The sequence below is a fragment of the Escherichia sp. MOD1-EC6162 genome (assembly GCF_002965125.1).
GTDB lineage: Bacteria > Pseudomonadota > Gammaproteobacteria > Enterobacterales > Enterobacteriaceae > Escherichia > Escherichia marmotae.
Genome location: NZ_PTSB01000003.1, coordinates 1 through 12070, shown reverse-complemented (window position 1 = coordinate 12070; position 12070 = coordinate 1). Strand labels below are relative to the sequence as shown.

Genomic DNA, 12070 nt, shown 5'->3' with positions numbered 1-12070 from the left:
CACGTATTCCTGGGGGCTTTCCCGTTATACTGCCGGAGTAAAGGATAAGTAACATATTTCTGGAGGGGATATGATTCTTGAGCGCGTTGAAATTGTGGGCTTTCGTGGTATCAACCGACTATCGTTGATGCTGGAACAAAACAACGTCCTGATTGGCGAGAACGCGTGGGGTAAATCCAGTTTGCTGGATGCGCTAACCCTACTGCTATCGCCAGAATCAGATCTCTACCATTTTGAACGCGACGATTTCTGGTTTCCGCCGGGCGATATCAATGGCCGGGAACACCATCTGCATATCATTCTGACCTTTCGTGAATCGCTGCCAGGGCGGCATCGTGTTCGCCGTTATCGCCCACTTGAAACATGCTGGACGCCGTGCGTCGATGGTTATCACCGCATTTTTTATCGTCTGGAAGGGGAGTGTGCGGAAGATGGCAGCGTGATGACGCTGCGCAGTTTTCTTGATAAAGACGGGCATCCGATTGAGGTTGATGATATTAACGATCAGGCGCGTCATCTGGTGCGGTTGATGCCTGTTCTGCGCTTGCGTGATGCCCGCTTTATGCGCCGTATTCGCAACGGAACTGTACCAAATGTGCCCAATGTGGAAGTTACCGCGCGCCAGTTGGATTTTCTTGCCCGTGAATTATCCTCACATCCACAAAATCTTACTGACGGGCAGATTCGTCAGGGGCTTTCGGCAATGGTGCAACTGCTTGAGCATTATTTTTCGGAGCAGGGAGCCGGGCAGGCGAGATACCGCTTAATGCGGCGGCGGGCCAGCAATGAGCAACGGAGCTGGCGTTATCTGGATATCATCAACCGGATGATTGACCGGCCTGGAGGTCGTTCGTATCGGGTTATTTTGCTTGGGCTATTTGCGACTTTGCTACAGGCAAAAGGCACATTGCGGCTGGATAAAGACGCGCGTCCGTTATTGTTGATAGAAGATCCGGAAACGCGCCTGCATCCGATTATGCTTTCAGTCGCCTGGCATCTGTTGAACCTTCTGCCATTGCAGCGTATTGCTACCACCAACTCTGGCGAGCTGCTTTCGTTAACGCCGGTAGAGCATGTTTGCCGTCTGGTGCGTGAATCTTCTCGCGTTGCCGCATGGCGTCTGGGGCCGAGTGGCTTGAGTACCGAAGATAGCCGACGCATATCCTTTCACATTCGTTTTAACCGTCCGTCATCGCTGTTTGCCCGTTGTTGGTTGCTGGTGGAAGGGGAAACAGAAACCTGGGTTATTAACGAACTGGCGCGCCAGTGTGGGCATCATTTTGATGCTGAAGGGATCAAGGTCATTGAATTTGCCCAGTCAGGATTAAAACCGCTGGTTAAATTTGCCCGCCGGATGGGGATTGAGTGGCATGTGCTGGTCGATGGCGATGAAGCCGGGAAGAAGTATGCCGCTACGGTGCGCAGCCTGTTGAATAACGATCGGGAAGCTGAACGAGAGCATTTAACGGCATTACCGGCGCTGGATATGGAGCATTTTATGTATCGCCAGGGATTTTCCGATGTATTCCATCGCGTGGCGCAAATCCCGGAAAATGTACCGATGAATCTGCGCAAAATCATCTCGAAGGCGATCCATCGCTCTTCCAAACCCGATCTCGCCATTGAGGTTGCAATGGAGGCCGGACGCCGTGGTGTGGAGTCCGTACCGGCATTGCTGAAAAAAATGTTCTCGCGCGTGCTGTGGCTGGCGCGCGGTCGGGCAGATTAACCGCGAAACATCGTTGCCATCTGTGGCTGAATAGCGTCGAGCATCTCATAGCGGCGACGGTATTCAGCTCGTTTTTTACTGGCTATTTCAGCAACTTCTTTTCGTACTATCTGACCAGGAAGTCGGTAATGCCGTTCGGCATCGCATTCGCCGCCAACCGACTCCCAGAACGCGTTATAGTCCGCATGGATTTTTCCTTCTTTATCGCGATAGCGCAGGCTGCGATAAATATGCGTTTCATTGCTGACGGCAATAATCTGCTCAACCTGTAAGCGTTGGGCAAAGAGACAGACCGCTTCCATCACCAGACGTTTTGGAAACAGACCGTGGCAGGCTTTCGTCGCATTCTGGATTTCCTGGTGCGGAATTTCCCATTTCGCGCCTTGCAGTCCACCAATAAACAGCGTTCTTTTTCCCTGGTACTCACACAGAGTGAAGGTGATCTCTGCCAGAGGGATGCCCTCGCTGTTACGGAACAGGATCGTGCTGTCACCTTCTTTATCCATTGAGATCATCATGGTCAGTTCAAGCGTGAACTGCTCGCCGTTTTTTCCTTCCAGCTTCGCCAGTTGCAGCCCGGGGGTATTCAAATATAAGCTGAATTCTTCCGCCGACATGCAGGCACGCAGCAATGCATAATGGTAACGTAACGCCTCCAGTAATTGTTTGCGGTTAAGATTGGCGGCAAGGTAAGGGCGATGCAGACGAACAGGCAGTCGCGGCTGGCGTGTTAACAGCGTATTGAGGTTCGGCCAGTGGGATAGTTCGTTCATCCACTCAACGCTTAAACGCGGCATAATCAAAGAGCGCAGCAAAAATTTCTGGCGAAAGCTACGGCGATGCCAGAATTTACCTGGTCGCCACTGGCCACCAGCCAGACTAAGGAAAAGAGACATGCTGCTAAGAGATTCAGATGGCGTAAAAGCCCGTTCAGTAAGTTGTGACATATTCACAAAATCAATGATTATACATAGCGTCGATTTCACCATCGGAAATCTTAACCAAACATCAATAATGTGATTACTAACGGAAATTTTAGGGTTTTGTTGATATTTTGTTGATGTTAACAACGCCCGGATGCGCGTATGGAGTACTCAATATATTTATGAAAAAGCGAAGAAACATTAAGAAGCGTTACGTTATTGCGCTGGTGATAGTCATTGCCGGGTTGGTTGCATTGTGGAAAATTCTCAATGCGCCGGTGCCAACTTATCAGACATTGATAGTGCGCCCCGGTGATTTGCAGCAAAGCGTGCTGGCGACCGGAAAGCTCGACGCGTTGCGTAAAGTTGATGTTGGCGCGCAGGTCAGCGGTCAGTTGAAAACGCTGTCGGTGGCGATTGGCGATAAAGTGAAAAAAGATCAGCTTTTAGGCGTTATTGATCCAGAACAGGCTGAAAACCAGATCAAGGAAGTGGAAGCGACGCTGATGGAGCTGCGCGCACAACGTCAGCAGGCGGAAGCAGAACTGAAACTGGCTCGGGTGACATACTCTCGCCAGCAACGACTGGCGCAAACGCAGGCCGTTTCACAGCAGGATCTCGACACTGCTGCGACTGAAATGGCTGTTAAACAGGCGCAGATTGGCACCATTGATGCGCAAATCAAACGCAATCAGGCCTCTCTCGACACAGCTAAAACCAATCTCGATTACACCCGCATCGTTGCTCCGATGGCCGGGGAAGTCACGCAAATCACTACCCTGCAAGGGCAGACGGTGATTGCCGCACAACAAGCGCCGAACATTTTGACGCTGGCAGATATGAGTACCATGCTGGTAAAAGCGCAGGTTTCTGAAGCGGATGTTATCCACCTGAAGCCGGGGCAAAAAGCCTGGTTTACGGTGCTTGGCGATCCGCTGACGCGCTATGAAGGGCAGATTAAAGATGTGTTGCCAACACCGGAAAAGGTCAACGACGCTATTTTCTATTACGCCCGTTTTGAAGTACCAAACCCCGATGGTCTGTTGCGGCTGGATATGACTGCACAGGTGCACATTCAGCTCACTGATGTGAAAAACGTGCTGACAATCCCACTGTCGGCGTTAGGCGATCCGGTTGGCGATAACCGCTATAAGATCAAACTGCTACGTAATGGAGAAACGCGCGAGCGTGAAGTAACGATTGGCGCACGTAACGATACCGATGTTGAGATTGTCAAAGGGCTGGAAGTGGGCGAAGAAGTGGTGATTGGTGAGGCCAAACCAGGAGCTGCGCAATGACGCCTTTGCTCGAATTGAAGGATATTCGCCGTAGCTATCCCGCGGGAGATGAGCAGGTTGAGGTGCTGAAGGGGATCACTCTGGATATTTATGCCGGAGAGATGGTGGCGATTGTCGGCGCTTCGGGTTCCGGTAAATCGACCCTGATGAATATCCTCGGCTGCCTGGATAAAGCCACAAGCGGCACCTATCGCGTCGCCGGTCAGGATGTTGCCACGCTGGACGCCGATGCGCTGGCGCAGCTCCGTCGCGAGCATTTTGGCTTTATTTTCCAGCGTTACCACCTGCTTTCGCATTTAACCGCCGAGCAGAACGTTGAAGTTCCCGCCGTCTATGCTGGCCTTGAGCGTAAACAGCGACTGCTGCGCGCCCGGCAATTACTGCAACGACTGGGGCTGGAAGAGCGCGCAGAGTATTACCCTGCTCAGCTTTCCGGTGGTCAACAACAGCGAGTCAGTATCGCCCGCGCGTTGATGAACGGTGGGCAGGTGATCCTCGCTGATGAACCGACAGGCGCGCTGGACAGCCATTCCGGTGAAGAGGTGATGACTGTCCTGCATCAGTTGCGCGATCGCGGGCACACGGTGATTATCGTCACTCATGATCCGCAGGTTGCCGCCCAGGCAGAGCGGGTGATCGAAATTCACGACGGCGAAATTGTGCGTAATCCACCTGCTATTGAAAAAAATACTGCTGCAGCCAACAGCGAACCGGGTGTCAAAACGGCGTCTGGCTGGCGGCAGTTCGTCAGCGGTTTTAACGAGGCGCTGACGATGGCGTGGCGCGCGCTGGCAGCCAATAAAATGCGTACTTTACTGACCATGCTGGGGATTATTATCGGTATTGCGTCGGTGGTATCTATTGTCGTGGTGGGCGACGCGGCTAAACAAATGGTACTGGCGGATATTCGTTCTATTGGTACTAATACTATTGATGTCTATCCCGGGAAAGATTTTGGCGATGACGATCCGCAATATCAGCAGGCGCTGAAGTACGACGATTTAATCGCCATTCAAAAACAACCGTGGGTCGCTTCTGCCACACCCGCCGTCTCGCAAAACCTGCGCCTGCGTTATAACAATGTTGATGTTGCTGCCAGCGCCAACGGCGTAAGCGGGGACTATTTTAATGTTTATGGTATGAGTTTCAGCGAAGGGAACACCTTTAATCAGGAGCAACTGAATGGTCGCGCGCAGGTAGTTGTTCTCGACAGTAATACCCGCCGTCAGCTTTTTCCGCATAAAGCGGATGTGGTTGGCGAGGTGATTCTTGTCGGTAATATGCCAGCGAGGGTCATCGGCGTGGCGGAAGAGAAACAGTCGATGTTTGGCAGTAGTAAAGTGCTGCGCGTGTGGTTGCCTTACAGCACCATGTCCGGGCGGGTTATGGGGCAGTCGTGGCTTAACTCCATTACCGTAAGAGTGAAAGAAGGCTTTGACAGCGCTGAAGCTGAACAGCAACTCACCCGTTTGTTGTCGCTGCGCCACGGCAAAAAGGATTTCTTCACCTGGAACATGGACGGTGTCTTGAAAACGGTCGAAAAGACCACACGTACTTTACAACTGTTTCTGACACTGGTGGCGGTGATTTCGCTGGTGGTGGGCGGCATTGGCGTCATGAATATTATGCTGGTATCGGTGACAGAGCGGACGCGGGAAATTGGTATCCGCATGGCCGTGGGCGCGCGCGCCAGCGATGTGTTGCAACAATTTCTGATTGAAGCCGTGCTGGTTTGTCTGGTGGGTGGTGCGCTGGGGATAACGCTGTCACTGTTAATCGCTTTCACATTGCAGCTTTTTTTACCCGGTTGGGAAATTGGTTTTTCTCCGCTGGCGCTGCTACTGGCGTTTCTTTGTTCAACCGTTACCGGGATTTTATTTGGCTGGCTGCCTGCGCGAAATGCGGCAAAACTGGATCCAGTGGATGCTCTGGCACGGGAGTAATATTTGAGATAAAAATGCCAGCCGATCGGGCTGGCATTTTGCCTGTAGGATGTACACAATGAGACAGAAGAGCTATGCGACTGCAGCTTCTACTTCGACGGGCACAATGACACTGGCATGATTGCCTTTTGGCCCCTGGTGGACATCAAACTGAACGGATTGCCCAGCTTTTAGCGTTCTGTAACCATCCATCTGGATGGTGGAATAATGAGCGAAAATATCTTCGCCGCCGCCTTCAGGGCAGATGAAACCAAACCCTTTGGCATTGTTGAACCACTTAACAGTACCCTTTTCCATGCTTCGACATCCTTCGCAAATCTTATACAAGTAAGATGGAATAAACCGGGGTCAGAGAGGGAGCTGTTCAAAACCTCGCCAACTCTAGAAATACAATTTAGAGAAATAGGGCGAGCCGTCAAGCGTTTGACAGGGGGCTGGGGGTAGGTATGCATCAAAAATTTGAAGCAGTTAACGCTATTGACAGTAATGTGACTGATGTCGCTGATGCCAACGATAGATGATAATTATCTATTATGTGGAGTAGATTGGTCAGGCAAATAAGCTCTTGTCAGCGGCAGAGCGTTCTGCCGATAACCGTAACCGAAGATGATAACTGACAATGGGTAAAACGAACGACTGGCTGGACTTTGATCAACTGGCGGAAGAAAAAGTGCGTGACGCGCTAAAACCGCCATCTATGTATAAAGTGATATTAGTCAATGATGATTACACTCCGATGGAGTTTGTTATTGACGTGTTACAAAAATTCTTTTCTTATGATGTAGAACGTGCAACGCAATTGATGCTCGCTGTTCACTATCAGGGGAAGGCCATTTGCGGAATCTTTACCGCCGAGGTTGCAGAAACCAAAGTGGCGATGGTGAACAAGTACGCAAGGGAGAACGAGCATCCATTGCTGTGTACGCTGGAAAAAGCCTGAATGCAGGCATAAAAATTGGGGGAGGTGCCTATGCTCAATCAAGAACTGGAACTCAGTTTAAACATGGCTTTCGCCAGAGCGCGCGAGCACCGTCATGAGTTTATGACCGTCGAGCACTTGTTACTGGCATTGCTCAGTAACCCGTCGGCTCGGGAGGCGCTGGAAGCATGTTCCGTGGATCTGGTGGCGCTCCGTCAGGAACTGGAAGCCTTTATTGAACAAACCACACCCGTTCTGCCTGCCAGTGAAGAGGAGCGTGACACGCAGCCGACGCTGAGTTTTCAGCGTGTACTGCAACGTGCGGTCTTCCATGTTCAGTCCTCCGGTCGCAGTGAGGTTACCGGTGCGAATGTTCTGGTTGCTATCTTTAGCGAACAGGAGTCACAGGCTGCCTATCTGTTGCGCAAACATGAAGTCAGCCGTCTTGATGTGGTGAACTTTATTTCTCATGGCACGCGTAAAGACGAGCCATCTCAGTCTTCTGAACCAGGAAACCAGCCCGGCAGTGAAGAACAAGCTGGTGGGGAGGATCGTATGGAGAATTTCACGACGAACCTGAACCAGCTTGCGCGCGTGGGAGGAATCGACCCGCTGATTGGTCGTGAGAAGGAGCTGGAGCGCGCCATTCAGGTTCTCTGTCGCCGCCGTAAAAACAACCCACTGCTGGTTGGCGAGTCTGGCGTTGGTAAAACTGCGATTGCGGAAGGTCTCGCCTGGCGTATTGTCCAGGGCGATGTACCGGAAGTGATGGCTGACTGTACGATTTACTCTCTGGATATCGGTTCCCTGTTAGCGGGAACTAAATATCGCGGCGACTTTGAAAAACGTTTCAAAGCGTTGCTCAAACAGTTGGAGCAGGATACCAACAGCATCCTGTTTATCGATGAGATCCACACCATCATCGGCGCAGGCGCAGCTTCTGGCGGTCAGGTGGATGCGGCTAACCTGATTAAACCACTGCTCTCCAGCGGTAAAATTCGCGTTATAGGTTCGACGACGTATCAGGAGTTCAGCAACATTTTCGAGAAAGATCGTGCTCTGGCGCGTCGCTTCCAGAAAATCGATATTACTGAACCGTCGATCGAAGAAACCGTTCAAATCATCAACGGTCTGAAACCGAAGTATGAAGCGCACCACGACGTGCGTTATACCGCGAAAGCGGTGCGTGCGGCGGTAGAACTGGCGGTGAAATATATTAACGATCGTCATCTGCCGGACAAAGCGATTGACGTTATCGACGAAGCGGGCGCTCGCGCACGTCTGATGCCGGTAAGCAAGCGCAAGAAAACGGTCAATGTGGCGGATATTGAGTCCGTGGTGGCGCGTATCGCACGTATCCCAGAGAAGAGTGTTTCTCAGAGTGACCGCGATACTCTGAAAAACCTCAGTGATCGCCTGAAAATGCTGGTCTTCGGTCAGGATAAAGCCATTGAGGCGCTTACCGAAGCCATCAAGATGGCGCGTGCGGGTTTAGGCCACGAACATAAACCGGTCGGTTCGTTCCTGTTTGCTGGTCCAACCGGGGTCGGCAAAACCGAGGTCACGGTGCAGCTTTCCAAAGCCCTCGGCATTGAGCTTCTGCGCTTTGATATGTCCGAGTATATGGAACGTCACACTGTCAGCCGCCTGATTGGTGCGCCTCCGGGATACGTCGGTTTTGATCAGGGTGGTCTGCTGACCGATGCGGTCATCAAGCATCCGCACTCGGTGCTGCTGCTGGACGAAATCGAGAAAGCGCATCCGGACGTGTTCAATATCCTGTTGCAGGTGATGGACAACGGCACGCTGACCGATAACAACGGACGCAAGGCCGATTTCCGTAACGTGGTGCTGGTGATGACTACCAACGCCGGGGTACGTGAAACCGAGCGTAAATCGATTGGGCTTATCCACCAGGATAACAGCACCGATGCGATGGAAGAGATCAAAAAGATCTTTACGCCAGAGTTTCGTAACCGTCTCGACAATATTATCTGGTTCGATCATCTCTCAACCGACGTGATCCATCAGGTGGTTGATAAATTCATTGTCGAGTTGCAGGTTCAACTGGATCAGAAAGGTGTTTCTCTGGAAGTGAGCCAGGAAGCACGTAACTGGCTGGCTGAGAAAGGTTACGACCGGGCAATGGGCGCACGTCCGATGGCTCGCGTCATCCAGGACAACCTGAAGAAACCGCTCGCTAACGAACTGCTGTTTGGCTCGCTGGTGGATGGCGGTCAGGTCACTGTTGCGCTGGATAAAGAGAAAAATGAGCTGACCTACGGGTTCCAGAGTGCGCAAAAGCACAAAGCGGAAGCAGCGCATTAATCTGGGGTCGTGAAGCCTTTTAAGTAGGTTGATAAAGTCCGTAATCTCGTCAGGGGTTACGGACTTTTTGTTTATGGGGTGGGGGAGGTTCAGCCCCTTTTTTTGATGATGATGGTAAGTTGTTGATAATTAGTGCTGCTGGACGGTAAGGATAAAAAAGGGTGGCAGCAGGAAAATGAGATGGTTTTGCTTTATTAACAACGGGCTAAACGTGTAGTATTTGAGTTCACTGCCGTACAGGCAGCTTAGAAAATCATTTTCTGACCGAATTGCTGAGGGTGTGCGTTCACTGCCGTACAGGCAGCTTAGAAACTAACGGTTCCCAGGCAATACTCGCAGCTTCAGTTCACTGCCGTACAGGCAGCTTAGAAATGAAAATGGCGGCAATGCAACTGAACCAATGTGTTCACTGCCGTACAGGCAGCTTAGAAACAGCGGGGTTATTAGATATTTTGGCATCAGACGTTCACTGCCGTACAGGCAGCTTAGAAAGCGAAACATTCAGCGTATAGAGATTACTGGTGGTTCACTGCCGTACAGGCAGCTTAGAAAAGCTCCGCCAGCCGCGCGGACCAGTCCTGTGTGTTCACTGCCGTACAGGCAGCTTAGAAAACGTCCTGGAACGCTACAATACGCAGTCCACCGTTCACTGCCGTACAGGCAGCTTAGAAAATCTTTCGTCATCTCCTCCAGCCTCGCCCACGGTTCACTGCCGTACAGGCAGCTTAGAAAAATCCAGTTACCCGGTATCCCATAAGCAATAGGTTCACTGCCGTACAGGCAGCTTAGAAAGCACCGTGACACTGATTTAGCGTTGGATGTGAGTTCACTGCCGTACAGGCAGCTTAGAAAATTATGATCAGCGCGGGCGATAATATTCCCGGGTTCACTGCCGTACAGGCAGCTTAGAAAAATACTCGCGGGAAATTAGTTCTGACGAATATGTTCACTGCCGTACAGGCAGCTTAGAAAGGCAAGCCCAGCCAGAAAACATCCGAAGGCATGTTCACTGCCGTACAGGCAGCTTAGAAACATATCAGCATCATTCCAGTGATTGCGCGTCGGTTCACTGCCGTACAGGCAGCTTAGAAATTGCCCATGCGCCATGCAATACACAAGCCCACGTTCACTGCCGTACAGGCAGCTTAGAAAGCTACTGTTATCAATAACAACATTAACTGTAGGTTCACTGCCGTACAGGCAGCTTAGAAAGCACACTGGCCCGCAGTCAGGGCAGTGGCCGCGTTCACTGCCGTACAGGCAGCTTAGAAAATCAACGATGTATATACCTTTATCAATTATCTGTTCACTGCCGTACAGGCAGCTTAGAAATGCCCGTCGTGATACTGCGATCGACTGTACGGGTTCACTGCCGTACAGGCAGCTTAGAAACGGCGGGGAAACGGTGACAGACACAGCAAAAATGTTCACTGCCGTACAGGCAGCTTAGAAAAGTTGAGTAGCGTCGGGCGCGACACGCACAGCGTTCACTGCCGTACAGGCAGCTTAGAAAGGCAGCGCAATTGAAAACTTCAGTTCATAACCGTTCACTGCCGTACAGGCAGCTTAGAAAGCGAAGGTTATGAAGTGGCCAGGCGTACCCGCAAGTTCACTGCCGTACAGGCAGCTTAGAAAAAATAACCGCCGCACAGGATGAATGGGTAAATGTTCACTGCCGTACAGGCAGCTTAGAAAGCGTGCATCTCACCCCACACAACGCGGATTTTGTTCACTGCCGTACAGGCAGCTTAGAAAATTTGTCAGAGCGGGTCATATGGGGTTTACCCGTTCACTGTCGTACAGGCAGCTTAGAAAAGATATTTGCCCAATAACCGGACGTGCATTTTGTTCACTGCCGTACAGGCAGCTTAGAAAGCACTTATGGCGAGTAACAAAGGTTGAAATGTGTTCACTGCCGTACAGGCAGTTTCACAAATACGATGATGGCAGAAATTTAGCTGCGTTATGGCGCTCTCAACTCCGAACCATTAGCTGTGACACACAATAACAATTGTGATAATTGCGACGAGAATCAATTTCTCACACAGAAATCAATGCTGTACTAATCCTAACTCCTTCAAATAAAAATAATCACAGGATGTGTTTATGTCTTCAAATTACCTTACTCCTTCTGATCTCAAAACCATTCTCCACTCCAGGCGTGCCAATATTTATTATCTGGAAAAATGCCGGGTGCAGGTGAATGGTGGGCGAGTGGAGTATGTCACCAGTGAAGGCAAGGAGTCGTATTACTGGAATATCCCCATTGCGAATACCACGGCATTGATGTTGGGGATGGGAACATCCGTTACTCAGGCGGCGATGCGTGAATTTGCCCATGCCGGGGTGATGGTGGGCTTTTGTGGTACGGATGGCACGCCGCTGTATTCGGCAAATGAAGTTGATGTTGATGTCTCCTGGCTCAGTCCGCAAAGCGAATATCGTCCTACTGAATATCTTCAGCAGTGGGTTTCTTTTTGGTTTGCTGAAGATAAACGACTTGCCGCTGCGAAACGTTTTCAGTTAATCCGCCTGACACATATTGATAAGCACTGGACCAGCGCGAAAATGCAGCGTGAACACGCCTTTCAGCCTGATGCTAATGCACTGCAGACCCTACTAAATCGTACTCGTGAAGAAATAGACGCGGCAGAAAACCATACGCAGCTTATGCTCGTAGAGGCCAAGTTGACCAAAGCACTCTACAAAATGGTGAGCCAAACCGTGGGCTATGGCGACTTTACTCGCGCAAAACGGGGCGGCGGAGTTGATATGGCCAACCGCTTTCTCGATCAGGGTAATTATCTGGCTTATGGGCTGGCGGCAGTGGCGGCGTGGGTAACCGGGATCCCGCACGGTTTAGCAGTAATGCACGGTAAAACACGTCGCGGCGGCCTCGTTTTTGACCTTGCCGATCTGATTAAAGATGC

9 protein-coding genes and 1 CRISPR repeat array are annotated in these 12070 nt (G+C 51.1%); of the genes, 7 read left to right on the top strand and 2 right to left on the bottom strand.

Features of this window, described 5'->3' with window-relative positions; translation table 11 throughout:
* Nucleotides 1-70: 70 nt before the first annotated feature.
* Nucleotides 71-1729 carry an ATP-dependent endonuclease gene (locus tag A9587_RS03820; RefSeq protein WP_000599821.1) on the top strand — a complete coding sequence of 553 codons (1659 nt, stop codon included), beginning with the start codon at nucleotides 71-73 and terminating at the stop codon, nucleotides 1727-1729.
* Here the strand turns inward: A9587_RS03820 and A9587_RS03815 are convergent.
* Nucleotides 1726-2676, bottom strand: a complete 951-nt coding sequence (locus A9587_RS03815) for a VirK/YbjX family protein (protein WP_133053296.1) — start codon at nucleotides 2674-2676, stop codon at nucleotides 1726-1728. The two genes, A9587_RS03820 and A9587_RS03815, sit on opposite strands and share 4 nt — an antisense overlap.
* A 158-nt stretch (nucleotides 2677-2834) precedes the next feature.
* On the opposite strand from A9587_RS03815, the gene macA reads away from it, so the two are divergent.
* Nucleotides 2835-3950 (top strand): macrolide transporter subunit MacA, encoded by a 1116-nt coding sequence (gene macA, locus A9587_RS03810; protein WP_000747340.1) that lies wholly within the window; start codon nucleotides 2835-2837, stop codon nucleotides 3948-3950.
* Nucleotides 3947-5893 carry a macrolide ABC transporter ATP-binding protein/permease MacB gene (macB, locus tag A9587_RS03805; protein WP_085448909.1) on the top strand — a complete coding sequence of 649 codons (1947 nt, stop codon included), beginning with the start codon at nucleotides 3947-3949 and terminating at the stop codon, nucleotides 5891-5893. The genes macA and macB overlap by 4 nt, the downstream gene beginning before the upstream one ends.
* Before the next feature lie 72 nt (nucleotides 5894-5965).
* Here the strand turns inward: macB and cspD are convergent, their stop codons facing one another.
* On the bottom strand, nucleotides 5966-6190 hold the full coding sequence (cspD, locus tag A9587_RS03800) for a cold shock-like protein CspD (protein WP_000410785.1): 225 nt from the start codon (nucleotides 6188-6190) through the stop codon (nucleotides 5966-5968).
* A 149-nt stretch (nucleotides 6191-6339) separates the two neighbouring features.
* Here cspD and A9587_RS24970 point away from each other — a divergent pair, with 149 nt between their 5' ends.
* The 4 genes from A9587_RS24970 to cas1f all read left to right on the top strand — a co-directional run.
* Entirely contained in the window at nucleotides 6340-6414 is a 75-nt protein-coding gene (locus A9587_RS24970) for a hypothetical protein (protein ID WP_212741843.1), read from the top strand.
* A gap of 98 nt (nucleotides 6415-6512) precedes the next feature.
* Nucleotides 6513-6833, top strand: a complete 321-nt coding sequence (gene clpS / locus A9587_RS03795; protein ID WP_000520777.1) for an ATP-dependent Clp protease adapter ClpS — start codon at nucleotides 6513-6515, stop codon at nucleotides 6831-6833.
* Between the two features lie 30 nt (nucleotides 6834-6863).
* Nucleotides 6864-9140, top strand: a complete 2277-nt coding sequence (gene clpA / locus A9587_RS03790; RefSeq protein ID WP_000934071.1) for an ATP-dependent Clp protease ATP-binding subunit ClpA — start codon at nucleotides 6864-6866, stop codon at nucleotides 9138-9140.
* A gap of 224 nt (nucleotides 9141-9364) precedes the next feature.
* A CRISPR array of direct repeats spans nucleotides 9365-11075; the repeat unit is 28 nt; unit sequence GTTCACTGCCGTACAGGCAGCTTAGAAA.
* 171 nt (nucleotides 11076-11246) lie between these two features.
* The coding region (gene cas1f, locus A9587_RS03785; RefSeq protein ID WP_105263395.1) for a type I-F CRISPR-associated endonuclease Cas1f at nucleotides 11247-12070 on the top strand (824 nt) is incomplete at its 3' end.